The sequence below is a fragment of the Streptomyces sp. WAC00040 genome (assembly GCF_056835925.1).
The window spans coordinates 392,607-418,818 of sequence record NZ_JAKQZE010000001.1 but is presented as its reverse complement, the minus strand read 5'-3'; the positions used below and the strand labels follow the sequence as shown (position 1 = coordinate 418,818).

At 69.5% G+C, this 26,212-nt stretch carries 18 protein-coding genes; 14 read left to right on the top strand and 4 right to left on the bottom strand.

What is annotated here, in order from left to right:
- Window positions 1–215: 215 nt before the first annotated feature.
- Entirely contained in the window at window positions 216–1,844 is a 1,629-nt protein-coding gene (locus MDN94_RS01960) for a glycosyltransferase (RefSeq protein ID WP_482724268.1), read from the top strand.
- A 70-nt stretch (window positions 1,845–1,914) separates the two neighbouring features.
- Here the strand turns inward: MDN94_RS01960 and MDN94_RS01955 are convergent, their stop codons facing one another.
- Together MDN94_RS01955 and MDN94_RS01950 are read right to left on the bottom strand one after the other, a co-directional pair.
- The gene (locus MDN94_RS01955; RefSeq protein ID WP_482724267.1) at window positions 1,915–3,081 is read right to left on the bottom strand and encodes a glycosyltransferase; all 1,167 of its coding nucleotides are present in this window, start codon (window positions 3,079–3,081) and stop codon (window positions 1,915–1,917) included.
- Window positions 3,081–5,933 carry a bifunctional glycosyltransferase/CDP-glycerol:glycerophosphate glycerophosphotransferase gene (locus tag MDN94_RS01950; RefSeq protein WP_482724266.1) on the bottom strand — a complete coding sequence of 951 codons (2,853 nt, stop codon included), beginning with the start codon at window positions 5,931–5,933 and terminating at the stop codon, window positions 3,081–3,083. Before MDN94_RS01950 ends, MDN94_RS01955 begins: the two co-directional genes overlap by 1 nt.
- 410 nt (window positions 5,934–6,343) lie before the next feature.
- On the opposite strand from MDN94_RS01950, the gene galE reads away from it, so the two are divergent.
- From galE to MDN94_RS01905, 9 genes are all read left to right on the top strand, one after another.
- Window positions 6,344–7,324 carry a UDP-glucose 4-epimerase GalE gene (gene galE / locus MDN94_RS01945; RefSeq protein WP_482724265.1) on the top strand — a complete coding sequence of 327 codons (981 nt, stop codon included), beginning with the start codon at window positions 6,344–6,346 and terminating at the stop codon, window positions 7,322–7,324.
- Between the two features lie 227 nt (window positions 7,325–7,551).
- Window positions 7,552–9,576 (top strand): glycosyltransferase family 4 protein, encoded by a 2,025-nt coding sequence (locus MDN94_RS01940; protein WP_482724264.1) that lies wholly within the window; start codon window positions 7,552–7,554, stop codon window positions 9,574–9,576.
- A gap of 227 nt (window positions 9,577–9,803) precedes the next feature.
- Window positions 9,804–11,297, top strand: coding sequence for an SDR family NAD(P)-dependent oxidoreductase (locus tag MDN94_RS01935; RefSeq protein WP_482724263.1), 1,494 nt, complete (start codon window positions 9,804–9,806; stop codon window positions 11,295–11,297).
- 131 nt (window positions 11,298–11,428) lie between these two features.
- Window positions 11,429–13,498, top strand: coding sequence for a hypothetical protein (locus MDN94_RS01930; protein WP_482724262.1), 2,070 nt, complete (start codon window positions 11,429–11,431; stop codon window positions 13,496–13,498).
- Between the two features lie 154 nt (window positions 13,499–13,652).
- The gene (locus MDN94_RS01925; protein WP_482724261.1) at window positions 13,653–14,906 is read left to right on the top strand and encodes a glycosyltransferase family 2 protein; all 1,254 of its coding nucleotides are present in this window, start codon (window positions 13,653–13,655) and stop codon (window positions 14,904–14,906) included.
- A 60-nt stretch (window positions 14,907–14,966) separates the two neighbouring features.
- Window positions 14,967–16,034 (top strand): glucose-1-phosphate thymidylyltransferase, encoded by a 1,068-nt coding sequence (locus MDN94_RS01920; RefSeq protein WP_482724260.1) that lies wholly within the window; start codon window positions 14,967–14,969, stop codon window positions 16,032–16,034.
- On the top strand, window positions 16,031–17,017 hold the full coding sequence (gene rfbB, locus MDN94_RS01915; RefSeq protein WP_482724259.1) for a dTDP-glucose 4,6-dehydratase: 987 nt from the start codon (window positions 16,031–16,033) through the stop codon (window positions 17,015–17,017). The genes MDN94_RS01920 and rfbB overlap by 4 nt, the downstream gene beginning before the upstream one ends.
- Window positions 17,014–17,910 (top strand): dTDP-4-dehydrorhamnose reductase, encoded by an 897-nt coding sequence (rfbD, locus tag MDN94_RS01910; protein ID WP_482724258.1) that lies wholly within the window; start codon window positions 17,014–17,016, stop codon window positions 17,908–17,910. The genes rfbB and rfbD overlap by 4 nt, the downstream gene beginning before the upstream one ends.
- 77 nt (window positions 17,911–17,987) lie before the next feature.
- A complete protein-coding gene (locus MDN94_RS01905; protein ID WP_482724257.1) occupies window positions 17,988–18,782 on the top strand; it encodes an O-methyltransferase in 795 nt (264 codons plus the stop codon).
- 66 nt (window positions 18,783–18,848) lie between these two features.
- On the opposite strand, the gene rfbC is transcribed toward MDN94_RS01905, so the two are convergent.
- Both rfbC and MDN94_RS01895 read right to left on the bottom strand, forming a co-directional pair.
- Window positions 18,849–19,448: a dTDP-4-dehydrorhamnose 3,5-epimerase gene (rfbC, locus tag MDN94_RS01900; RefSeq protein ID WP_482724256.1), complete on the bottom strand. Its 600-nt coding sequence runs from the start codon at window positions 19,446–19,448 to the stop codon at window positions 18,849–18,851.
- A gap of 64 nt (window positions 19,449–19,512) precedes the next feature.
- Complete coding sequence (locus MDN94_RS01895) at window positions 19,513–21,681, bottom strand: glycosyltransferase family 2 protein (RefSeq protein ID WP_482724255.1); 2,169 nt, start codon at window positions 21,679–21,681, stop codon at window positions 19,513–19,515.
- A gap of 408 nt (window positions 21,682–22,089) precedes the next feature.
- Here MDN94_RS01895 and proB point away from each other — a divergent pair, with 408 nt between their 5' ends.
- The 4 genes from proB to MDN94_RS01875 all read left to right on the top strand — a co-directional run bounded on the left by proB (window position 22,090) and on the right by MDN94_RS01875 (window position 26,123).
- A complete protein-coding gene (gene proB, locus MDN94_RS01890) occupies window positions 22,090–23,196 on the top strand; it encodes a glutamate 5-kinase (protein WP_482726973.1) in 1,107 nt (368 codons plus the stop codon).
- 131 nt (window positions 23,197–23,327) lie between these two features.
- Window positions 23,328–23,927, top strand: a complete 600-nt coding sequence (locus tag MDN94_RS01885) for a hypothetical protein (RefSeq protein ID WP_482724254.1) — start codon at window positions 23,328–23,330, stop codon at window positions 23,925–23,927.
- A 183-nt stretch (window positions 23,928–24,110) separates the two neighbouring features.
- A complete protein-coding gene (locus tag MDN94_RS01880; RefSeq protein ID WP_482724253.1) occupies window positions 24,111–25,403 on the top strand; it encodes a glutamate-5-semialdehyde dehydrogenase in 1,293 nt (430 codons plus the stop codon).
- 90 nt (window positions 25,404–25,493) lie between these two features.
- Entirely contained in the window at window positions 25,494–26,123 is a 630-nt protein-coding gene (locus tag MDN94_RS01875; RefSeq protein ID WP_482724252.1) for an SCO2584 family spore wall biosynthesis protein, read from the top strand.
- The last annotated feature ends 89 nt before the right edge of the window (window positions 26,124–26,212 follow it).

Below are 26,212 nucleotides of genomic sequence, written 5' to 3'. Positions count from 1 at the left end.
GAAGGTGGGACGTGCGGGAACGCCCGACGGTTGTACCTATGGGCCAGCACATCCCTCCGGTGCTTCGACGCGGCGGCGCCGCGTCCCCGTGCGGCGAATTCCAGGGGCGGGGGCTTCGCAGGATCCGGGTGATGGCCGGCAGATTGTCCGGAAGCCGTTGCCACACAGGTGTCCGGGCGGTAAAGGGCCTCGGTCCGTTCCCGTAAAATCGTCGCGTGACCACTGGACACGGCGATCCCGACCGCATTGATCCCCCCTCCGCCGCGGAGGGGGTCTGTGTTGTGGTCATCGCGTACAACGACGCGGACCTTGTCGGCGAGGCGATCGGCTCGGCGCTCGGTCAGGGCCCCGAGGTCAGCGAAGTCATCGCCGTCAATGACAGATCCGACGACGAGACCGCCCACGTGCTCGATGAACTCGCCCGTCGGCACCCGCGGTTGCGCGTGATCCACCGCACGGAGAACAGCGGCGGATGCGGCACCCCTCGCAACGACGGCCTGGCCGCCGCCACTGCCCCGTACGTGATGTTCCTGGACAGCGACGACGTATTGCCCGAGGGAGCTGTCGGTGCGCTGCTGGCGGCTGCCGGACGTCACCAGGCGCCGGTCGCGGTCGGCAACTGTGTCAGGCGTGAGCTGCCCCTGGGGCTGGACGTGACCTGGCAGCCGGGGCTGTACGAGGAGGCCGGTCCGGTCGAGTCCCCGGAGGACCGCCCGGAACTGCTCCACGACACCCTGTGCGTCAACAAGCTGTACTCCCGCGCCTTCCTCCAGGAGCACGGGATCCGCTTTCCTGACGGCCGCTTCGTCTACGAGGACTTCGTCTTCACCGCGCGTGTGATGGCCGCCAGGCCCCGAATCGCCGTGATATCCGACACGGTCTACGTCTGGCACGTACGCCGCAACGCCGCCCAGGTGTCGATTTCCCTCGACCGCGACGCGGTGAGCAACTGGCAGGCGCGGATCGAGGCCCACCGCACGGCCGTGGAGACGTTCCGCAAGGCCGATGCCAAGTCCCTCGCGGCCGCCTGCCGGGTGAAGTTCCTCGACTACGACCTGCGGATGTACGTACGGGAGCTGCGCCGCCGGGGCAACGAGTACCGCACCGCCTGGTGGGAAGCCACCCGCGAGTATCTGGCCGGTTTCGACGCAGGCGAGATCGCCGCCGCGCAGGCTCCGGCGCGCTGGATCGCCCGCGTGGTCCAGGCTGCCGAAGCCCCGCGTGACGTGGAGCGACTCGGACAGCTGGCCAGTGACCCGGCCCGCCTGCTGCCCCCCTACGCCGTGGCCGGTGGCGTGCCGGTGTGGGCGGAGGACCTGCCGTCGGCCGAGCTGGACGGCGTGGCGACGCTGCCTGTGGCCGAGCTGCCGGTCCTGGCGGAGGCCCGCATGGCGCGCCGTTCGACCCGCGATCTGTTGATCACGGTGCACGACATGTACGGGCGACTGGGTGCCGCCCGGCCGCACTCCGCCGAGATCGAGTTCTTCCTCCGAGGCGCCGAGCAGCCCGCGCTCACCCGCGACGCCGAGCTGCGTGAGGAGGACGGGGCCTGGTCGGTCCGCGCCGTCATAGGTCCCGATTCCCTGTCGCGCTCGGTCCGCCGGCAGGGCAGGAGAGGAATACAGAGCTGGGACATCCGGCTCCGGGTGCACTTCGCCGACGGTTCATCCCTGGTGACCTCGCTGAGGACGCTCGACCGTATGCAGCGCAGGGTGGTGCCCAGTATTCGGCACGGCGTTCTGCTCCTGCAGTCGCATGCCAATGCGAGCGGATCGCTCGCCTTCCGGATGGCGCTGGGCATGCACGGTGCCCTGGTGGTCGCCCGGGCAAGGTCGCGGGGTTAGACCCTGCTGACGAACGAGGAGGGGCCACCGGCCGTGCCGGTGGCCCCTCCCACGTCTCTGCTGCCGACCCCTACCGCTGAAGGAGGGCGAAGAGGTCTTCCCAGCGGCTCACGATCTCGGTGGTGGAGTAGCGCTGGATCTCCCGCCTGGCGCGCTCACCCATCCGGTCGCGCAGTTCCTTGTCGGTGATCAGCATGTCGAGCCTGCGGGCGAACTCGGCGGTGTTGCCGGGGGGCGCGAGGAAACCGTCCTCTCCGTCCGAGATGATCTCTCGCACGCCCGGCGCGACATCGAAGGCCACACACGGCACGGCCGTTGCCATGGCCTCCATGAGCGCGAGAGGGAAGCCCTCGCCGCGGGAGGACAGTGCGAACAGGGAGCTCTCCCGCAGGGCGCCGGGAACGTCGCTGGTGCGCCCCATCCACTCGACGGAGGTACTCAGCCCCAGCTGCGCGCTCTGCTTCTTCAGCGCTGCCTCTTCCTCGCCGGAACCGTAGATCCGCAGAGTCCAGTCCGGATGCAGCGGCGCGACCTCTGCCCAGGCGTCGAGCAGCAGGTCGACGCCCTTCTCCTCGTGCAGACGGCCGATGCTGACCACGGTCTTCGCACTGCGGTCCGAAGGGGCCTCGGGGAAGAAGGGCAGCGGATTGGGCATGGATCCGACGTTGTCGAACTGCTGGCGGATCCATAGATCGGCATCCTCACGGGTGAGCGTGAGCATCCGGTCGACGTCCTTGTACAGCCGCTTGACGCGCTGGAACCGGGACGACCTGCGGCACGTCTCGTACGACTCGTGGCTCATGCCGATCACGGTCAGACCGGCGGTGTCGGCGAGAGCGACCCACTCCATGGCCCAGACCTGCGTGACGATGACGACGGCTCCGGGCCGGGCGGCCCGGAACATCGACGTGAGCTTGGCCGCCTGGGTGCGCATAGCCGAGTCGCGCAGGTGGCGGCGTCGGCGCTCGACGAGATTCAGCCTGCCCTTGAGGCCGCGCACGGACCTGACCGTGGGCGGGTGCTCGTCGTACAGCGTCGTCGTGAGGTAAGGCAGGTCCGACCCCAGATCGGCCCGGCGACCCTCGGGCGCGGGGGTCACGCCGACGACATGCACGCTGTGGCCGCGCTCGCTGAAGAGACGGGCGATCTGGTGGGACCAGCTGGTGATGCCGCCCAGTTCGTCGACGCTGTTCGACACCAGGAAGATGTCACGCGGTTCCGTGGTGTGGTTGGTCATCAACGGCTCCAGTCGGCGAAGAACTGATCGACGATGCTCTGCGCGGCAGTACCCAGGTCGTACTCACCGAACTCCGCGACGAACCGGCGGCGAGCTTCGGCGTACTTGGGCGTCTGCTCGTCCAAGGAGCGGACGGCGTCGTGGAACTCCTCCTCGGTACGGAAGACGGGGCCCGGCGCGTGTTCGAGCAGGTCGAAGTAAGTACCTCGTCCCTCGTGCACGTAGGCGTCGTAGTCGTACGTGAAGAAGAGCATCGGCCGGTCGAGCACCGCGTAGTCGAACATCACAGAGGAGTAGTCCGTGACCAGCGCGTCGGCGAGCTCCATCAGCGGAGTCACGTCGTGGTGGGCGGACACGTCGATGACCTTGCCGCGCACCGTGGGCGGCAGCACCACATGGTTGAGGTAGTGCGCGCGCACAAGCAGTACGTAGCGGTCGCCGAACTCCTCCGCGAAACGGTCCACGTCGAACGGCAGCTCGAAACGGCTGTGCCGACCACGGCCCGTCGTGCGGAAAGTGGGCGCGTACAGCAGGACGGTCTTGTCGGCGGCAATCCCCAGCTGCTCCGCCAGCGGGCCACGCGAGCGGCTGCCGGCCGCGGCCTCGGCGTCGCGTGCCCGCACGAGGACGTCGTTACGGGGATATCCGACCCGCAGCAGCGTCTTCTCCTGAAGCCGGAACGCCTTGGCCAGAGTGCGGACGTCGTGCTCCGACCGCACAAGGAAGTGGTCGAAACGGTTGAGCGTCTGCTGCTGGGCCTCCTGCTCCCGACGCGGCAGCGCCTTCTGCGCGGGCTGGTCGAAGCCCATCTTCTTCAGCGCGGAGCCGTGCCAGGTCTGGATGTACGTCGTCTCGGGCCGCTTGGCGAGCTTGAGCGGGTAGCTCTGGTTGTCCACCCAGAACTCCGCCCGCGCCAGGGCCTTGAGGTAGGGCAGCGACCAGCGCCGCACCAGGGTGGCGTCCTTGGGGAAGTCCTTCGGGCTGCCGGAGTAGGACCAGATCGCCTCGAAGTCCAGTCCTTGCCGCACCATCTCCTCGTAGATGGCGCGCGGGCTGTCGCTGTACTGCTTGCCCAGGTGGCTCTCGAAGACGACGGTGCGCTTCTTGACCGGCAGGCGGCTGTACACCTCGTGGTAGATCCGCAGCTTGTTCTGGTCGGACGTGAGGTCCTTGTGCAGCTGCTTCGCCTTGCGGTAGCCGGCCTTCGCCAGCTTGCCCGGTTTGCCCCGCACGCCGCGGCGGATCAGTTCCTCGATCCGCTCGCTGTCGTGCCGCTCGGAGACGAGCCGGAACGCCAGGTGCCCCTTCGCCGTCGCGTGCGCCTCGATGTGGTCGGCGACCAGTCGGGTCAGGCGGGGACGGACCGGCAGTTGGCCACCGGTCAGGTCGGTGTCCCCGACGGTGAGCCGGGTGGTCGTGCGGGCCCCGTCCACGTTCAGGATCAGCCGCACGTCCCAAACCGTGTCGATGATGCCGAGCGGCCTGAGCCGGGAGCTGATGTCGGCCTCCGCCTCCCAGCCGATCGTCTCGCCCTCGTGGCGCACCGCCCGTACGGGGAAGGAGAACGACTTCAGGCTGCGGCGCCTGGCCCTGAACTCCAGCTCGCCCTTGAGCGCAGCGTCAGGCCCGATCATTCCCAGCGGATTGGTGATCCGGCCCGCCATGTTGACCGTGCCGTCGGCCTCGGAGAAGGCGGTGAGGATGTTGCGGAGGTAGAGCTGGCTGATCGACTTCTGGTGGTAGCCCAGATCCGTGACGTCCAGCACGCTGCGGGAGAACTCGTCGTCGAGGTGCTCGGCACACCAGTAGATGCGGCCGTCCAACTCCTTGAGCGGCGAGGAGACCTTGTCACGGTGGATCAGGGTGTCGACCGCCGGCAGCAGGTTCTGCCAGTCGTCCTGCTGCAGCAGGTGAGCGCATATCGCCTGGATCGGCAGGACCTTCCCGTAGGCCTCGTGGTTGAGGCTTGCGAGGTACTCCCGTGAGAGCTCGGCGAACTCCGCCCGGTACGACTCGTTGCGGAAGGGCAGATCGCGCAGGTGCAGCACGAGGTCGTGCTTCAGGAACTTGACGTCCTTGGCGAGCTTGATCTCGTCCAGCCCGTGCTGCTCCAGCAGCGCGTCGATGCGCCGGTGGACCTCCAGCCGGTGGGAGTAATTGGTCATCTCGTGGCGGCGGTTGGTCACGGACTTGACCGCGGCCTGCTCGTGGACGTGCCAGAAATAGACCTGGTTGGGGATCAGGGTGATGCGCTTCGCGGCGAGGTAGGCCTCCGCGATGAACATCAGGTCCTCGTAGAACATCCCCTTGGGGAAGCGGAGCTCGTTGTCGATGAGGAAGTCGCGGCGGTAGCACTTGTTCGTGGAAAGGGTGTCCCAGACGAACAGGTCCGGCAGCTCGGTGACCGAATTCAGCGTGCGGGTGGTCGAGTAGAGCCAGGCGTACCAGGCGTCGCGCTTCTTGTTGCGGCTGTCCTTGTGGAGACGCACGCAGAGCCCGGAGACCATGTCGGCCTGCGTCTCGTCGGCGGCCGAGACCATGTTGCGGCAGGCGTTGACCTCGAGGACGTCGTCACTGTCGAGGAACATGACGTAACGGCCACGGGCATGCCCGATACCGACATTGCGGGGTTCGCCGCCCGCGCCGCTGTTCTCGGGCAGCTGGTACGCCCGGATCCTGTCGGGGTGGGCGGCCGCCAGCTCTTGTGCGACCTCGAAGGTGCGGTCACTGCTGAAATCGTCGACGATCACGACTTCGACGCTCTGCAGGGTCTGGTCCAACACCGACCGAACGGCCGTCGGGAGACGCTCAGCGTCGTTGTAGGCGATGACGACCACGGAGACGTCAGGCACTGGCACCTCGATCCACTTGTCTTCCTTTAGGCACACCAAAGCTACCTCGTGTTCATTGCCGGTCCTGCCGTGGACCCCGGGGCCGCAGTGCTCGTCGTTCCCCGATCGTTACGCGTGGGCCGGGCACGTGAGGACTGCCCGGAGGCGCCGGTGGCGATCGCCATGACACGTGACCGGCTGGGCAAAACAACACATTGTGTCAGAGTTTTCACCGTCCGCCCGTCCGGGTTCAACCGGAACGTGGCGTGATCTGAGGCATAGCCGCCGGGCGGGCGGCGAGCCGCTTGCGAGAAAGAGGACCGGTCGACCAGGCGAAATCGCGGTGAAGGAGTCGTCATCCGGGAGGTCGGCGCCGGCGGTGCCCCCCCTGGCCTGCGGAGGCAGCTCGTGCCGTCTCCTAGACTGGCTGGATGACGTGGATGATCACAGGCGGTGCCGGCTACATCGGTTCTCACGTGGTGAAGGCCCTCACCGAGAGCGGGGAGCGTGTGGTCGTCCTCGACGACCTCAGCACGGGTGACCCGGCGAGGCTTCCGGCCGGTGTGCCGCTGGAGCGCGGTTCCGTACTGGACCGGCAGCTGGTCGACCGTCTCCTGGGGGAGCACGCGGTCGAGGGAATCGTCCACGTGGCGGCGAAGAAGCAGGTCGGGGAATCCGTCGAGCGTCCGCTCTTCTATTACCGCGAGAACGTCACGGGGCTCCAGACCCTGCTGGAGGCCGCCGCGGACGCGGGCGTCCGCCGCTTCCTCTTCTCCTCTTCCGCCGCCGTCTACGGGATGCCCGACGTCGACCTGGTGACGGAGCAGACGGAATGCGCTCCGATGAGTCCCTACGGTGAGACCAAGCTCGCCGGCGAGTGGCTGGTGCGCGGGGCGGGCCGGGCGCACGGCATGGCCACCGCCTCGCTCCGCTACTTCAACGTGGCCGGTGCCGCTTCCCCCGAGCTCGGTGACCCCGGGATCTCCAACCTCGTGCCCATGGTCTTCGAGCGACTGGACCAGGGCCGGTCGCCGCTGATCTTCGGGAACGACTACCCGACCCCGGACGGCACCTGCGTACGCGACTACATCCACGTCGAGGACATCGCCTCCGCGCATGTGGCCGCCGCACGCCGGCTGGTCGAGGACCCCTCCGCCGAACTGGTGCTGAACATCGGACGGGGCGAGGGCGTGTCCGTCGCCGACATGGTGGACCTCATCCGCGAGGTCAGCGGCCGCACGGACGCGGAGGCCGAGATCGCGGCCCGTCGTCCCGGAGACCCGGCCAGGGTGGTGGCCTCCGCCGAACTCATCCGCAAGGAGCTGGGCTGGAGCGCCCGGTACGACGTCCGGAAGATGGTCGAGTCGGCGTGGCAGGGCTGGCGTCTGCGGCACCCCGGCCAGGAGCACTGAGTCCCGGGGGACCTCACGCGTCCCGCCGAGACCTCTCGGGCCCGGGCCGACGGCCGCCTCGCGCGGCCGTCGGTCCGGGCCTCTTGCGTTCCGCGGACCGGCTGCCTGCTCGCCCGTCACCGCCCATGAGGTGACGGGTCGTCACCCGAGTGGGGGCAATTGTGGCTCGACGCCGCCATCCGGACATACCGTGGGCCGTCTCGGAGCGGGACCTGAACGGAGCGACGGTGAAGATCTCCTTCCTCATCCACACCATCTACGGCATCGGCGGGACCATCCGTACGACGCTGAACCTGGCCGAGGAGTTGGCCGGCCGGCACGAGGTCGAGATCGTTTCCGTGTTCCGGCACCGTGACCCGCCGGCGTTCCCGATCGACCCCCGGATCACCGTCGTTCCCATGGTCGACATCCGGCCGGCGAATCCCTTCAACGACCGGCGGGACCCGCTGTTCGCCGAGCCGTCCCGTGCCTTCCCTCGTTCCGAGGCCCGGTACAAGGAGTACAACCGGCTCATCGACGACCGGGTCCAGGCCCACTACGCCGCCTCCGACGCGGACGTCGTCATCGGCACCCGCCCCGGGCTGGTGGCCTATGTCGCCCAGTTCGCGCCCGCCTCCGCGGTCCGTATCGGCCAGGAGCACATGACGCACAATCACCACAAGGCCGCGCTCCGCGAGGAGATGTACGAGCATCTCGACGCGATCGACGCCTTCGTGACCGTCTCCGAGGGAGACGCTAAGGCGTGGCGCGACAAGATGCCGCTGCGCAGCACCCGGGTGCTGTCCATCCCGAACAGCGTTCCCGAGCCCTCCGTCCGCCCCTCCGACGGCACGGGCCGGACGGTCGTGGCGGCCGGCCGGCTGGGGGCGGAGAAGCAGTTCGACGTACTGATCGACGCGTTCGCCCAGGTCGCCGCCGTACGGCCCGGCTGGACACTGCGCATCTACGGGTCCGGCGACCAGCGGGACGCGCTCCTGGCGAGGATCCACAAGCTCGGCCTCTACAACGAGGTCCATCTGATGGGCCCCTGCTCGCCGATCGAGTCGGAGTGGGTCAAGGGGGCCGTCGCCGCTTCCGCGTCCCGGCACGAGTCGTTCGGCATGACCCTGGTGGAGGCGATGCGCTGCGGTGTGCCGGTGGTGAGCGCCGACTGTGACTACGGTCCGCGCGAGATCATCGAGGACGGTGTCGACGGGCTGCTCGTCCCGGTCGGCGACGCCGGTGCCATGGCCCGGGCGCTGCTGCGGCTCGTCGACGACGAGGATCTGCGCCGCGGCATGGCCGCCGCCGCGGTGCGCAATGCGCGCCGCTTCGACCCCGGGGCGGTCGCCGAGCGGTACGAGACCCTGTTCGAGGAGCTCGCCGCCGAGGTGGCGCAGCGCGCCCGTGTCCCCGCCACCGCGCCGCTCGCCGACTGCACCGTCGCCCCGGACGGTTCGCTTCAGGTGCGTCCGGTGGCGCCCCTGCCGGTGGGCGGCGACAGCGGCGCCCGGCTGGTGTGCGTGCGTACAGGGTCGCGTGCCCAGGTGCGGACCTTCGACCTGGACGAGGAGGGGTCGGTGACGGTCCCGGCCGACGAGGTCTTCCCGGAGGGGGTGTGGGACGTCTTCCTCGAGCCGGCGGCCGGCCCGGGGCAGCGGCTGGCGGCCCGCGTCGTCGACCAGCGCGGCGCCCTCAACGCGGCCGAGCGCGTGACGCCCGGCGACGGGGTGCGTCATCTCCTTCCGTATGCGGACACGGCCAAGGGCGGCGTACTCGCGCTGAGGGCCTGGCACCGGCCGGTCCACGCAGAGGCGGGGGACGTCCGTATCGACGGTGCCCGGGTGACCATCGAGGGCAGCATGCTCGGCACCGCCGCTGTCTCCCGTGCGCCCGTGCTCGTACTGCGCCGCCGGGGAGGAGGGGCGGAAGAGATCCATTTCCGCGGCAAAAAGGTCGGCAAGGACGGATTTCGGTTCCGTTTTTCCTCATCCGTACCGGCTGCCTCACAGGTCACCGGAAATGATGTGTGGGACTTTTTCATTCGCTGTGACCCGGCTGTGAATCCGGTCAGGATCGGCAGGCTGCTCGATGATCTGGTGATGAAGCAGCGGGTTTTCGTATACCCGGACACGGTGTTGGGGAAGCGCAGGCAGACGGGCCTGCCGCGGGCGGTGGCACGACGTGTGCTGGGACGGCAACGAAAGAAGATCCGCGTGCACGTCTATTACACGCTGTCGAACGACCTTGCGCTCAATGTGGCGGATATGTAAGTCCCGCTTCTCCCGCTCTGTGATACTTCACTCCATCCGAACGTGTGGCGTCAGTCACCTGGTCGGGAGGCACCGTTCGGTGTCGCATGCCCGCAACGCCAAGGTGAACAGCAGGTTTATTCGAATGTGTGCAAGGTGTCAGCCGTCTTGCGGGACGGTGAGTACGAATGTCAGCATCGGCCTTGTCCCCCGCCCCCGCAAGATTGGTCCCCTTGTCCGTGCACCACATGGCCAGATCCCGAACCACAGCTGTCCTGCTCGCCGGGGGTACCGGTCAGCGGGTGGGGCTCGCGATTCCCAAGCAGCTGGTGAAGATCGCGGGTAAGGCGGTCATAGAACACACGCTGGCGATTTTCGAACAGGCCGACTCCGTCGATGACGTCGTCGTGATGATGGCGCCCGGTTATGTCGCGGAAGTGGAGAAGATCGTCGCGAAGGCAGGGCTGACCAAGGTCACCAAGGTCCTCGAGGGCGGCGCGACCCGCAGCGAGACCACCGAGCGTGCCATCGCCGCCCTCGGCGAGGACCTCGCGGAGGGCGAGGACCTCAACGTCCTCTTCCACGACGCGGTCCGCCCGCTGCTCTCCGAGCGGGTCATCAAGGACTGTGTCGACGCGCTGGACCGCTACCAGGCCGTCGACGTGGCGATCCCCTCCGCGGACACGATCATCGTGACCCGGACGCACGGCGAGGACGGCGAGTTCATCACCGACGTCCCGGACCGCTCCCGGCTGCGCCGCGGGCAGACCCCGCAGGCGTTCAAACTGTCGACGATCCGCAAGGCGTACGAGATCGCGGCCGGTGACCCCAACTTCCAGGCGACGGACGACTGCACGGTCGTGCTGAGATATCTGCCGGACGTGCCCATCTACGTCGTCGCGGGCGACGAGTACAACATGAAGGTCACTCAGCCGGTCGACGTGTTCATCGCGGACAAGCTCTTCCAGCTCGCCTCCACCGCCCTCCCCGCTCCCGCCGACGAACGGGCCTACCGCGAGCAGCTCACCGGCAGGACGGTCGTCGTCTTCGGCGGCTCGTACGGCATCGGCGCCGACATCGCCTCGCTCGCCGAGTCCTACGGCGCCAAGGTGTACGCGCTGGGCCGCTCCACCACCGGCACGCACGTCGAGAACCCCGAACACGTCGACGACGCCCTCTCCAAGGCGTACGCCGAGAGCGGCCGCGTCGACTACGTGATCAACACCGCGGGCGTGCTGCGCATCGGCAAGCTGGCGGAGACGGACAACGCGGCCATCCAGGAAGCGCTGAACGTGAACTACCTGGCGCCGGTCCACATCGCCCGCGCCTCGCACAAATATCTCGCGGAGACGCGGGGCCAGTTGCTGCTCTACACCTCCAGCAGCTACACCCGCGGCCGTGCCGAGTACAGCCTGTACTCGTCCACCAAGGCCGCCATGGTGAACCTCACCCAGGCCCTGTCGGACGAGTGGGCCGGCGACGGTATCCGGGTGAACTGCGTGAACCCCGAGCGCACCGCGACCCCGATGCGCACCAAGGCGTTCGGCGTCGAGCCTGCCGGTTCGCTGCTGTCGTCGGAGGCCGTCGCCCGTACCTCGCTCGACGTGCTGCTGTCCGAGATGACCGGACACGTCATCGACGTGCGCCAGCAGGACCCGACCCGTGGCGCCTCCGAGGCGACCGGGTTCGAGCAGGCCCTGGCGTCCGTCCTGGACCGCCATGAGGACGAGGAACACAGCTGATTGCTCATGCGCCGGGGCCTCTGCGGTCGCCGCAGGGGCCCTAGTCTGTTGAGCGGGGCTCATCGTCCTTCGCAGAAGACCGTCGGCACCACCTTGGAGCAGGTTTTTCCGTGATTACCAAAGCCATTCGCATGGCACGCGTGGGCAGCGGATCGGAGCTGGCAGCCGCGCTCCTGCTGATGCTGGGATTCCCCTGCGTCATGCTCGCGGCGATAATCCCCAGCATCTGGTTCTTCGCAGCGGCCGTCGCCGTGACGTACGTGGCGGACCAGTTCCTGCACCAGCGGTCGAGCTATCTGATCAACCGGCTCGCCAAGGTCCGGGCCGGTCTGTCGATCCGGTTCCTGGTGCGCCAACTGCTCCTCGTGCTGCTGCTGGCCCGGATGGGGTTCGCGGAGCAGCCCGTCTTCTACGTGACGGTCGCCTGCCTTCTCGGTTTCTACGGTCTCCAGGCGCCGCACGGCGCGATGGTCACGCTGATCCGGCTGCGCCGCAAACTGCCCGTGGTCACGCGCAACGTCGATCTCAGCCGGGTGCGCATCCCCGACGCGCCGCCGCGCCCGCTGCTGGACCGCTCGGCGGAGAAGATGCTGCACCTCGACATCTTCTCGTTCATCGGTGTGCTGCTCGCCGTCGCGACCGACCGCACCGTCTTCGCGTACGCCGGACTCGGGCTCACGCTCCTGCTCGCGGTCGTGTACCTGGCGCTGCTCGTCCCGCACCTGCGGCCGGGCCGCCTCGTGGCGCCGCCGGACAAGGTACTGGCCGGCGTGGACGCCTGGCTGCGCGACTACAAGCCGACGGTGATGCTCTATTTCTCCGGCTCCAGGGAGTCGGCGTACCAGGTCAACATGTGGCTCGACACGATGGCCAAGATCGACGGCCGGCCCCTGATCGTCCTGCGTGAGCGCAACATCGTGCCGCAGCTCGGGGCCACGTCCGTCCCGGTGATCTGCGTGCCCGGCGGGGTGCACCTGATGAACCTCGACCTGTCGACGGTCCGCGTCGCGCTGTACGCCGCCAACGTCGGCAAGAACATCCACATGCTGCGCGTCCCGACCATGAAGCACGTCTTCATCGGCCACGGCGACAGCGACAAGCTCGCCAGCGTCAACCCGTACAGCAAGGTCTACGACGAGGTGTGGACCGCCGGCCGGGCCGGCCGCGACCGGTACGCCCTCGCCGACGTCGGTGTTCGGAGCGAGGACATCGTCGAGGTGGGCCGCCCCCAGCTCGCCCCCATCCGGGCATGGACGGGCGGACCTCAGAAGCCGATCCCGACGGTTCTGTACGCCCCCACCTGGGAAGGCTGGGACGACAACCCCGGCAACACCTCCCTGTTGCTGGCCGGAGAGAACATCGTGGAGCGGCTGCTGAACGCGGAGCAGCCGATCCGGCTCATCTACAAGCCGCATCCGTTCACCGGCACCCGCAGCGCGGCGGCCAAGGCCGTCGACGCGCGGATCAGGGCGCTGGTCGAGGCCGCGGCCGCAGCCCGGGCGATCGACCCGCGGTGGACGACGGAGGCGGCGGCGGACGCCGAGGACCAGGCCGCCGCGCGCGTCGAGCTTGAACGCATCGAAGCACGTCTCGCGGAACTGTCGGGCGTCTCCAAGGCCGGCGGGGACGAGGCGGAGGAGGCTCGCGACTCGGTGGCCGACCCGGCGCGCGAGGCGGAGATCATGAAGCTCAAGGACGAGTGGAACGCCGCGTACTGGCGGTCCTTCGGCTGGTGGGAGCACCGCGTCATCGCCGGTCCCGAGCCGCGCCTGTACGACTGCTTCAACGAGTCGGACTGCATGGTCTCCGACATTTCCAGCGTGGTCTCCGACTACATCGCGAGCGGCAAGCCGTACGCGGTCACCGACTCGGCGGGCCTGGGAGAGGCGGAGTTCCGGCGGCAGAACACCGCGGTGCGCGCGGCTGTGATCCTCTCCAACAGCGCCACGGAGCTCGACGAGCTGCTCGCGGCCGTCGCCGACGCTGCGGCGGACACCCGTGCCGAGGCCCGGCGGGAGCTCAAGGAGTATCTGCTCGGCCCCGACGAGCCGACGTCGCTCCAGCAGTTCGACGCGGCGGTGCAGGCACTGGCCGCCAAGGCGGAGGCACGTAATCTGGCGCTGCAACAGCGCCTGGCGGGACCCGAGCAGGCGCCGGGGCTCGACGACTCGCCCGTGGGCGACACGGCCGTGGGCGGCTGACGCGACGATCCGCACCGGCCCGGTGGCGTCCTCGAGGGATGCCGCCGGGCCGCTGTCGTTCCCATGGCCGGTGAGTGCACAGGGCGCGATATGCACATTTGACCGGAGGGTCGTTCACCGCAACCTTTGCCCGGTTCGGGTTGTCTGTATGTCCATGAATGACAGTCTCGTGCCCGACGTCACGGTTGTCGTCGGAGCCTATGAAGCCATGCCGTACCTGATCCGCTGTCTGGAGTCGGTGGAGTCGCAGACCATGGGCGCCGACCGCATCGAGATCGTCGCGGTCGACGACGGTTCGACGGACGGCACGGGCGAGTACCTGGAGGAGTTCGCCGCTCGCAGCAAGGTGCGCACCACGCTGGTCCGGCAGGCCAACTCCGGCGGGCCGAGCGGCCCGCGCAACGTCGGTCTCTCCCTGGCGCAGGGCCGCTATGTCTTCTTCCTCGACGCCGACGACTTCCTCGGCGACGAGGCGCTGGAGCGGATGGTCGCCATGGCGGACCGTGCCGGGACGGACGTGGTGCTCGGCAGGATGGCCGGCCGGGGCCGCGGCGTTCCCGGCTCGATGTTCCACGAGACCGTCGAACGCGCCGATGTGTACTCGTCACGCATCATCTACGCGCTCAGCGCGCAGAAGCTGTTCCGGCGGGAGATGCTGTGCCGCCTCGGTCTCACGTTCGACGAGAGTCTTCCGACGGGTGAGGACTCGCTGTTCACCATGGAGGCGTATCTCGCCGGCAACGGCGTCTCCGTGGTGGCCGACTACGACTGCTACTACCTGGTCGGCCGCGAGGACGGCAAACACGCCACCCGGCGCGGGACCTACGGCGACCGCTTCGAGGCGCTGACCGGTCTGACCCGGGTGATCGCCCGCCTGGAGCCGCCGGGGCCGCGCCGCGATGTGCTGATGGTCAGGCCGTTCACCGTGGGGCTGCTCCAGCAGTTCGGTCCCGGTTTCCTGCGGCAGCCGGAGTCCGAGCAGCGCGACAAGCTGCGGCTGGCGGCTGCCATGACCGGGTACTGGAACGAAGGTGTCGCGAGCCGCGTGAGGGTGGGGGAGCGGCTGGTGCTGGAGTGTGTCGCGAGGAGTCGGCTCGACCTGCTGAAGGACATGGTGGAGTTCACCGCCTCCAAGTCGGTGCCCGAGGTGGTCCGTGAGCCCCGTACGCGACGCCGGGCCCGCGTGTATCTCGCCCATCCGCACTTCCGGGACCCCGCGGCGGGCCTGCCCGACCGGCTGTACGCCGTCACCGTCCCCGACTGGGCCGGCAGCTGCCGGGTCCTGCCGCCGGAGGCGCAGGCCCTCACCGTCCGGCGGGTGGTGCGCGGGGTGCGCAGACGGGTACGGCGGCTCGTCCGCACCGCCCGGAATCGGAACACAGGGTCTGTGCAGGGGAACCGTGGGTAAAGTCGAAAGAGCTGAGCGGTATCCGCTCGGGGAACATCACTCGACTCGAGGACATGAATCGTGAAGGCACTCGTTCTCTCCGGAGGGGCGGGCACCCGCCTGCGTCCCATCACGCACACCTCGGCCAAACAGCTGGTTCCCGTCGCGAACAAACCGGTTCTCTTCTACGGCCTCGAGGCGATCGCGGAAGCGGGGATCACCGAAGTGGGTGTGATCGTCGGCGACACCGCCGACGAGATCAGGGAAGCCGTCGGGGACGGGTCCCGATTCGGTGTGAAAATCACATACATTCCGCAGGAGAAGCCGCTCGGCCTGGCGCACGCCGTCGCCATTTCGCGGGATTACCTCGGCGAGGACGACTTCGTGATGTACCTCGGTGACAACTTCATCGTCGGCGGCATCTCCGGCCTCGTCGACGAATTCCGTACGGAACGCCCGGACGCGCAGATCCTGCTCACCAAGGTGCCCGACCCGACGTCCTTCGGTGTCGCCGAACTCGACGCGGACGGCCGGGTCGTGGGCCTGGAGGAGAAGCCGAAGGAGCCCAAGAGCGACCTCGCCCTCGTCGGCGTCTACCTCTTCACCCCCGCCGTGCACGAGGCCGTGCGGTCCATCGAGCCTTCCTGGCGAGGCGAGTTGGAGATCACCCACGCCATCCAGTGGCTCATCGACCAGCGCCGCGACGTGCGCTCGACGACCATCGCCGGCTACTGGAAGGACACCGGCAACGTCACCGACATGCTCGAGGTCAACCGCTCCGTGCTGGAGACGGTGGAGCCGAGCAACGACGGTGAGGTCGACCCGAGCAGCGAGATCATCGGCCGGGTCCGGATCGAGAAGGGGGCACGGATCAGCAACAGCCGCATCGTGGGCCCCGCGATCATCGGTGGTGACACGGTGATCAGCGACTCGTACGTCGGCCCCTTCACCTCGGTCTCGGAAGGATGCCGGATCCAGGACAGCGAGATCGAGTACTCCATCGTCCTGCGCGGCGCCTCCATCACCGGTGTGCGGCGTGTGGAGGCCTCGCTGATCGGCCGGGACGTCGAGGTCACGCCTTCTCCCCGTAACCCGTCCTCCCACCGACTCGTGCTCGGCGACCACAGCAAGGTACAGATCTCCTCATGACAACGAAGATCCTGGTGACCGGTGGCGCCGGTTTCATCGGTTCCCACTACGTCCGCACACTGCTCGGCCCCGGCGGTCCGGGCGACGTGGCGGTCACCGTGCTCGACAAGCTCACCTACGCGGGCAACCCGGCCAACCTCGACGAGGTCCGCGGCCACCCCTTCTTCGCCTTCGTGCAGGGCGACATCTGCGACGCCGAACTCGTCGGCAAACTCATGGCGGAGCACGACCAGGTGGTCCACTTCGCCGCCGAGTCGCACGTGGACCGCTCCATCGACGGCGGTGCGGAGTTCGTGCGTACCAACGTGCTCGGTACCCACACGCTGGTCGACGCCGCCCACCGGGCCGGTGTCGAGCGGTTCGTCCACATCTCCACGGACGAGGTCTACGGTTCGATCGACGAGGGCTCCTGGCCGGAGACGCACCCGCTCGAGCCCAACTCGCCGTACTCGTCGGCCAAGGCGTCCAGCGACCTGATCGCCCTGTCGTACCACCGCACCCACGGTCTGGACGTCCGGGTGACCCGCTGCTCCAACAACTACGGGCATCACCACTTCCCCGAGAAGGTCATCCCGCTGTTCATCACCAACCTGCTGGACGGCGGGAAGGTCCCGCTCTACGGCGACGGCGGCAACGTCCGGGACTGGCTGCACATCGACGACCACGTCCAGGGCATCGAACTCGTCCGTACCAAGGGGCGCTCCGGCGAGGTCTACAACATCGGGGGCGGCACCGAACTGTCCAACAAGGAGCTCACCGGCCTGCTGCTGGAGGCATGCGGCGCCGACTGGGACACCAGCGTCGAGTACGTCACCGACCGCAAGGGCCACGACCGCCGCTACTCGGTCGACTGCACCAAGATCCGCGCGGAACTCGGCTACGAGCCGCGCAAGGACTTCGCCACCGGGCTCGCGGAGACCGTCCAGTGGTACCGCGACAACCGCGCCTGGTGGGAGCCCCTGAAGGAGCGTGCGGCGCTGTGAGCTGGCTGGTCACCGGCGCCGGCGGCATGCTCGGCCGGGACGTCGTCGCCCGGCTGGCCGCGGAGGGAGTCCCCGCCGCCGCCGTCACGCGCGCGGACCTGGACATCACCGACCCCGACGCCGTGCGCTCCTGCCTGGCGGCCCACCGCCCCACCGTCGTGGTGAACTGCGCCGCGTGGACGGACGTCGACGGCGCGGAGGAGCGGGAGGCCGCCGCCTTGGCCGTCAACGGCGCCGGCGCGAGGAACGTGGCGGAGGCCTGCAAGGAGAGCGGCGCCGTCCTGCTGCACATCTCCACCGACTACGTCTTTGCGGGTGACGCCACCGAGCCCTACGCCGAGGGAGCCCCCACCGCGCCGCGCAGCGCCTACGGGCGCACCAAGCTGGTGGGGGAGCGTGCGGTGCTCGAGCTGCTGCCGGAGACCGGTCATGTGGTCCGTACGGCCTGGCTCTACGGCGCGGGCGGCCCCAACTTCGTCCGCACCATGATCCGGCTGGAGGCGACCAGGGACACCCTCGACGTCGTCGACGACCAGCGCGGCCAGCCCACGTGGAGCGCCGACCTCGCCGGTCTGCTCGTGAGGCTGGGGCAGGCGGCGGTGGCGGGGACCGTCCCCGCGGGCGTCCACCACGGCACCAGCCGGGGCGAGACCACCTGGTACGGCTTCACCAGGGAGATCTTCCGGCTGCTGGGCGCGGACCCCACCCGGGTACGGCCGACGGACAGCGCCGCCTTCGCGCGTCCGGCGCCCCGTCCCTCGTACAGCGTCCTCGGGCACGAAGGCTGGCGGGGAACCGGCATCGAACCTGTTCGCGACTGGCGCGAGGCGCTCGCAGAAGCGTTCCCCGCACTGGTGGAAGAAGAGCGCGGAACGGGTGCTACTGGCCGGTAGACATTTACGTCCGGGCCGCGTACACGCTAACTTCGCTGGGAATCAATCAATTTGATTCCCAGCGAAGGGTTCGATCGGTGGATCGCCACGGTTTTCTGCGCCAACTGCACCGCACGTACAAACCCCGCAACTATCTCGAAATCGGGGTCAACGACGGACGTAGTCTGGCACTCTCCCGGGTTCCTTCCGTCGCCATCGACCCCGCGTTCCGAGTCGTGACGAGCATCAGTTGCGATGTCCACCTCGTCAGGGCCACCAGTGACGACTTCTTCGCGCGCAAGGACCCGTTGGTGCATCTGCGCAACGGCCGCAATCCCTTCCGGGCCCTGGCCCGCAAGGACCCGCTGAATGTGTTCGGCGGAGAGCCGAAGCTCGAGCTTTCCTTCATCGACGGAATGCACCTCTTCGAGTACGCGCTCCGCGACTTCATGAACGTCGAGCGGCATTCACGCTGGTCCAGCGTGATCGTGCTCGACGACATGCTCCCGAGGAACGTCGACGAGGCCGCGCGCGACCGGCACACCAAGTTCTGGGCCGGCGACGTCTACAAGGTCGCCCAGGTCCTGCGGAAGTACCGCCCCGACCTGGTTGTCGTCGAGGTCGACACCGCGCCCACCGGAGTCGTGGCGATCTTCGGGGCCGACCCGGAGAGCACTGTCCTCAAGAACGCGTACGACAAGATCATCGAAGAGTACGTCGTGCCCGACCCGCAGGACGTCCCCGAAGAGATCCTCGTCCGCAAGAACGCCGTCCAGCCGGAGGCGCTGCTCGGCGCCGACTTCTGGCCCGCCCTGATCAAGGCACGCACGCTGCGGCGGCCGCGCTCGGCCTTCGCGCCGGTGCGCAGGAGCATCGAGAGGCTCACGGGCTGAGCTCCGTTCCCCCTCACGCCCCGGGTCCGGCGGACCCGGGGCGTTCGCCTGCGCCCCCTGGGCGGCTCAGCCGCGGGCGGCCAGCTCGTCGTAGTAGGCGCGGCACTCCTCGTACCGTGGCAGCAGGCCCTGGCGCTCCGACTCGGCCAGCGACGGTGCCGCGGCGTCCTTGTCGGAGAGCACCGGGGTGATGTCCCGCGGCCACTCGATGCCCAGACCGGGGTCGAGGGGGTCGATGCCGTGCTCACGTTCGGGTGCGTAGCCCTCGGAGCAGAGGTAGACGACCGTGGCGTCGTCCGTCAGGGCCATGAACGCGTGCCCCAGGCCCTCCGAAAGGTAGACGCTGCGGTGGTCGACGTCGTCGAGACGGACCGCCTCCCACTGCCCGAACGTCGGTGAGCCGACCCGGATGTCGACCACGACGTCCACGACGGCGCCCCGCACGCACTTGACGTACTTCGCCTGGCTCGGTGGAACGTCGGCGAAGTGGACGCCGCGGAGCGTGCCGCGGCTGGAGACCGAGCAGTTGGCCTGGGCGAGCCGCAGACCGTGGCCGGCGGCTTTCGTGAAGTCGCCTTCCTTGAACCACTCGTGGAAGCTCCCGCGGCTGTCCGGGAAGATCTTCGGCTCGAGCACCCAGGCGCCGGTGATGGAGAGCTGCCGCATGTGATCCTGTCCTCGTTCCGGTGTTGTGGTCAGGTGGCCGATGGCGGGCCCGCGGGTCGGCCGGTCATCCCAGCAGCCGGGCCGCGATCCTGCGCACCTTCTTGCGCCCGGTGGACGGCAGCCGTCGGACGACGGGGCCGGCCACGGTGCGTACCGCCTCGCGCAGCGCCGCCCGGCGGCGCTGCGCCGTCAGCTTCCGCAGCAGGGCGGGGTCCGGTGCGGGGAGGCTGCCGTCCAGCCGGAGACGGCCGGCGGCATCGACGTCCACCGTACACAGCGCCAGCGCACGGCCCTTCTCACCGTCGAGCCGCACCCCGAGCTGCCAGGTGCCCTCCGGCGCCCCCTCGACCCGGCGGGGCACCGGCAGATGGGCGCGACCGTGCACCGGGCGAAGTGTGGACGGGAACGCGTGGACGACCGCGGCGTCCGGTGCCTCAGAGGTCTCCGGCTCCTCCGTTCCCGTCTCCGCCGCCTCGGCGGTGGCAGGCGCGGGCGTGGCCGGCGGCTTGCTCAGCACCAGCTGCACCGCCGAGTGAGCGGTCGAGGCCGTCGTGACCAGGTCGAGCCGCAGCTGCGGCGAACGCCCCGGCATGCAGAGCACGGGGCGGCCCTCCAGATAGGGGACCAGCTTCTTGCCGCGACGAGAGACATCGAGGGTGAGGTTGCCGTGCGGGTTGGTGAAGTACGGGATCACGGGGCGGGCGGGCGAGGACAGCAGTGCCGGGACGCACTGCTCGTCGACATGCTCGGCACGCTCGGCGCCCAGCCGCGTCTTGCGCACGAGACCGAGGCCGCGCACGCTCACCCAGGCGTCCCAGAAGCCCCGGGGCAGGTTGCCCCGGCCCTTGCGGTTGCCCTGGGGCGCCAGCACGCCGGTGCCCCGGAGCACGACCTCGCAGGTCCGGCCCGCTCCGTCCGGCCCGTCGCCGGGCTCCGTGGTCTCGCCGTCCTCGCCGTCCTCGTCGTCGATCATCTCGACGCGGGTCTCCAGCGTGGTCGGGCACAGCCACTCCACGGCCTTCTCGCGGTCACGCAGCGACAGCTCGGCCTGGAAGCCGGCGAGATCGTCGGTGATGTCGAGGAGCGCGCCCTCGGGGAGGAACCCGGAGGTGATGTCGGGGTGCACGTAGAGCCGCTCGTCACGGCTCAGAAGCTTCAGCGGCAGACGCTGCTCGCCGTGGACCAGCCGTCCGGCCATGGTCACGGTGATCCGGCCGTCGGTCTCCCACCGCACGTTCTCCAGCCGGGCGGAGCCCTTGACGGACGCACCGAGCCGGGCGAGCCGCACCAGCCCCTCCGTGTTGTTCTCCCGCAGCAAGGTGGAGCGCATCCGCAGCATCGGACCGAGGCCGTCGTGCACGGAGTCGTCCATGTACTCCAGTGCGAGCGGCCGTACCGCGTCGACCATCTCGCGCAAGTAGTCCTCGTCGTACTTGAGCACCGCCGGCTCGCTGAGGCGGCCCAGCATCTCCACCCGGTAGAAGCGGCGCAGCACCCGGTCCCGCAGCGGACCCGGTTCGGTGTTGGCGACGACGACGTCGAGGACCTCTCGGAGGTTGCCGTAGTAGCCCTCGGGGACGAGCTTCGCCGACCCGGCGTTCTTGCCGTCGTCCCGCTTCGAGTAGTGGTAGCAGGTGTACGTGCCGAGGATCGAGACGACCTTGGCGGGGAAGTACGCCCGCATCATGTACAGCTGATCCTCCAGGCGGCGCTTGCCCTCGGGGTAGGCGATGCCGTGCTCGCGCAGGAACGCGGTGCGGAACATCTTGTGCGGGGTGAGGCTGTCGAACAGCGGCGCGTCGCGCAGCGTGCACTTCTCGCGGTTCGTACGGAAGACGCCGTGCGGCACGCCGCGGAAGTTGCTGGCCACCTTGCCGATGACGATGTCGGAGCCGTTCCTGTGCCCCATGTCGTAGAGGCGGCGCAGCGCGTCCGTGCCCAGGTGGTCGTCCTGGTCGAGGAACTGGACGTACTCACCGCGCGCTTCGGCGACCCCGACGTTCCTCGGCTTGCCCGGCCAGCCGGAATTCGGGATGTGGATCACCCGGAAGTGGGGATGCTCGGCCGCCAGCTTGTCCAGCCGCTCCGGCGTGTCGTCGGTGGAGCCGTCATCGACGAAAAGGACCTCGAACTCCTCGGCCGACAGGGTCTGGCGGACCAGGGAATCGATGCACGGGTCGATGTACTTCCCCGGGTTGTACACCGGGATGACGACACTCACTTTGACCGACACAGCTGCGCCCCGTCTGTTGTGGGAACCGGAGTCGAAGGTGGCGGGCCGGAGACAGGCATGCGCCGGAACGGCGCGGGCCACCGCCCACCGGCCACCCTAGCGGTTGGCCGGATCGAACAACCATCGCCGCGGTCAACTCGCTCCGCCCGCCGGGCCGCTGCGGCGTGGCAGCGCGCGACGCGGATGAAGGGAACAGGTGCCCGCCCGCCGGACGCTGCTGTCCAGCGAGCGGAATGCCCGCGCACCCGACAGGGGCGCTGGCATAGATTCGGCCTTGTGACAGAGGCGAGGCACGGCGTGAGCGGACAGAGCCCGGAACAGCAGACGGCAGGGCATGCGGCAGGGGCCCCGGCGGGGCAGCCACCGGCGTTTGCCGCACCGGCGGACGCGGGCCTGGCCAGGACGCAGGTGACCGCCGCCCGCCGGATCGTCGTCAAGGTCGGCTCCTCCTCCCTCACCACCGCCGCCGGCGGGCTCGACGCGGACCGGGTGGACGCACTGGTGGACGTGCTCGCCAAGGTCCGCAGCGGCGGCGAGAAGGAGATAGTGCTCGTCTCCTCCGGCGCCATCGCCGCGGGCCTCGCGCCGCTCGGGCTCACCCGCCGGCCCAAGGACCTGGCCCGTCAGCAGGCCGCCGCGAGCGTCGGCCAGGGCCTGCTCGTCGCCCGCTACACCGCGTCCTTCGCCCGCTACGGCGTCCGCGTCGGCCAGGTGCTCCTGACCAGCGACGACACCAGCCGCCGCGCCCACTACCGCAACGCCTACCGGACCCTGGACCAGCTCCTCGCCATGGGCGCGGTCCCGGTCGTCAACGAGAACGACACCGTCGCAACCGACGAGATCCGCTTCGGCGACAACGACCGGCTCGCCGCGCTCGTCGCCCACCTCGTACGGGCGGACCTGCTGGTCCTGCTCTCCGACGTCGACGGCCTGTACGACGGGGACCCGGCCCGGCCCGACACCAGCCGCATCGAGGAGGTGCACGGTCCCGAAGACATCGCCCATGTGCAGATCGGCAGCGCGGGCAAGGCGGGCGTCGGCACCGGCGGCATGGTCACCAAGGTCGAGGCGGCCCGGATCGCGGCGGCCGCCGGCGTGCCGGTGGTCCTCACCTCCTCGAGCCGCGCCGCCGACGCACTCGCCGGCCGTGACACCGGGACGTACTTCCACGCCACCGGACGCCGCTCCGCCGACCGGCTGCTGTGGCTGGCGCACGCCTCCACGCCGCAGGGCTCCCTCACCCTCGACGACGGTGCCGTACGGGCCGTCGTCGACAACAGGAAGTCACTGCTGCCCGCAGGGATCGCCGCCGTGGACGGCGAGTTCAGCGCCGGGGACCCGGTGGAGCTGCGCGACGCCGCCGGCCGGCCGGTCGCACGGGGCCTGGTCAACTTCGACGCCAAGGAGATCCCCCGGATGGCCGGGCGCTCCACCAGGGAACTGGGGAAGGAGCTCGGTCCGGAGTACGAGCGGGAAGTCGTACACAGGGACGATCTGGTCGTCCTTCAGACGTGAAAAGGCGGAAAGTCCCGCCCTCTGGCAGAGACCTTTACCAAAACCGCCCCACGCCCCGCCGTGGGCTGGTCAACTTTGTTGCGGAGGGACGCGGAGTTCGGCACGACGACGCAGCAACAGGGAGGCCGCCGGTGAGACGAGCGCGCCCAGGGGATGCGCCCCGAGGGAACGGGAAGCTGCCGGGCGTCCGCCGGTCGGTGGGCGAGGAGCGGGCGCTGACCAGCGTCGGAGCGGGCGCAGACTTCGGCGACGGGCACGGTGACGCGCGCGGCGAAGTGCGGACCGACCCAGACGCCCGCAGGGACCGGACGAAGATCCAGGACCAGGGGACCGGAACCGGCACCGTGGAGGTGGGAACACGGCCGGGTGCCGCCGACGACGAGCGTGTGCTGTCCCGCCTGTGGCACATCACGCTCAGCGTCTCCGGCCGGGAGGCCCCGCTCAAGGAGGTCCGCCGCGGCCTCGAACAGCTGGCCCACGACCACCCCTTCCTGCTCACCAGCCGGTACGCCAACGACCACGCGGAGATCCGCTACTGGGAGGAGGCGCGCGACCTGCACGACGCGGCCGCGGTCGCCCTGCGGCTGTGGGGCGAGCACCGTTCCACGGCCAACCTGCCGCCGTGGGAGATCGTCGGCCTCGAGGTCATCGACCGGCAGACCTATCACCAGCGCGTCGCGGAGGGCTGTGGTCCGCCGCCGGCCGCGCGGGTGGGCGTGCATCCCTTCTGAGGGTGCCGGGCGCGTGCGGTGGGAGTTCGTCCCTCCGTGGGGCGGAGGGGGCGTGCGGGTGGAGCGCGTCCCTCCTCGGGGAGGGCGGCGCGAGAGGCGGCCGAGGCACGCGGCGCGAGGCGGTCCGTCTCGGACTGCGGGATACGGGAGGGCCGCCCACGGGCGGCGCATTACGCTTCCTGTATGACGTCGCTCTCTTCGGTTTCGCCCTACGACAACATGTCCCCGGTCGCCCAGGTGGCCTACCGGGCCCGCGCAGCGGCCGCCGACCTCGCACCCCTGCCGCGATCGGCCAAGGACGACGCGCTGCTGGCGATGGCCGACGCCCTGGAGGTCCGTACGAGCGAGATCGTCGAGGCCAACGCCGAGGACGTCGCCCGCGCCCGTGAGGCGGGGACCAGCGAGACGGTCATCGACCGGCTCACGCTCACTCCCGAGCGTGTCCGTGCCATCGCCGCCGACGTGCGTGATGTGGCCGCCCTTCCCGACCCCGTCGGCGAGGTGGTGCGCGGCTCGACCCTGCCCAACGGCATCGACCTGCGCCAGGTGCGGGTGCCGCTCGGTGTCGTCGGCATCATCTACGAGGCCCGGCCGAACGTCACCGTGGACGCCGCCGCGCTGTGCCTGAAGTCGGGCAACGCGGTGCTGCTGCGCGGCTCGTCCTCCGCGTACTCCTCCAACACCGCCCTGGTGCGGGTGCTGCGGGACGCGGTCGGCGGTTCCGGTCTGCCGGCCGACGCCGTACAGCTCGTGCCCGGCGAGAGCCGGGACTCCGTACGCGAACTGATGCGGGCACGCGGCATGGTCGACGTGCTGATCCCCCGGGGCGGCGCCTCGCTGATCCGCACGGTCGTCGAAGAGTCCATCGTCCCCGTCATCGAGACGGGCACCGGAAACTGCCACGTGTACGTGGACGCCGAGACCGACATCGACATGGCCGTCGAGATCCTGATCAACTCCAAGGCGCAGCGGCCGAGCGTCTGCAACGCCGCGGAGACCCTCCTCGTCCACAAGGACATCGCGGCCGCCTTCCTGCCGCGCGCCCTGAACGCGCTCGCGGAGGCGGGGGTGACCGTGCACGGCGACGAACGCGTCATCGAGTACGCGGACGCCACCAAGGCCACGATCGTGCCCGCGACGACGGAGGACTGGGAGACGGAGTACCTCTCCTACGACATCGCCGCCGCCGTCGTCGAGTCGCTGGAGTCGGCCGTCGCCCACATCCGTCTCTGGTCGTCCGGTCACACCGAGGCGATCGTCACCACCTCGCAGGCCGCGGCGCGGCGATTCACCCAGTTGGTGGACTCCACAACGGTCGCGGTGAACGCGTCCACCCGTTTCACCGACGGTGGTCAGTTCGGATTCGGCGCCGAGATCGGCATCTCGACGCAGAAGCTGCACGCGCGCGGTCCGATGGGGCTGCCCGAGCTGACCTCGACGAAGTACATCGTGACGGGCGACGGCCACACACGATGACCGTCAGCGGGGTGGCCCCTCGGGTCACCCGGGCGGGGAGAGTTTGCGCTCTCCCTGCCCAAACCGGGCCCCCCGGTCTACTCTGAGAACGTGCCGGACGACGTGGGGGGCAAGCCGTTTCAGGACGGCGATGACCCTGAGGGCTCTGTCGACCGCGGGGGCGCGGACGAGGACTTCGCCACCGTGGTGTTCGACGAGGACTTCGTACGGGCCGCCAAGATCCACGAACCGACCGCGGTGGAGCGGCTGCTGGCAGCCGCGGAGGCACGCGCAGAGGCGGACGCCGCCCGGTCCGGCCATCGAGGACACTCTTCCGACGACGACCTCTACGGCGGCACTCACGCCCCCGGTCACCGGCGCCGCGGTTACGACCACGACGACGAGGACGACGAGGACCTCGGCCCCGACGGTGACTGGGCCGGCCCCTACGGGCGGCACGGCGGTGCTCTGCGTCCCTATCGCGGTACCGCGCGCTGGCACCGGCCCGTGGCCTGGCTGCTGGCCCTGCTGATGGGCATCGGGATGGTCGCCCTCGCCTTCACCGCCGTGTATCGCGGAGCCTCGAACGGCAACCGGCAGGATCCGGTGCCGCAGCCCGTGCGGACGGGTGTGGACGCGCCCCCGACGGGAGCCACGGTCAGCGGGCGTGGCAACGGTCCCGTCGCGACGCCGCTCGAACGCTCCGGCCCGCGGGTCTCCACCGTGCCACCGGCCCACTGAGGTCCTCGCACTCCCTGAGGTTCTCGCGCTCCGGCGCGCGCGTTTCCTGAGGCCCGTGCGCTCCGTGAGGCTCTCGCGCCGGCCGGTGA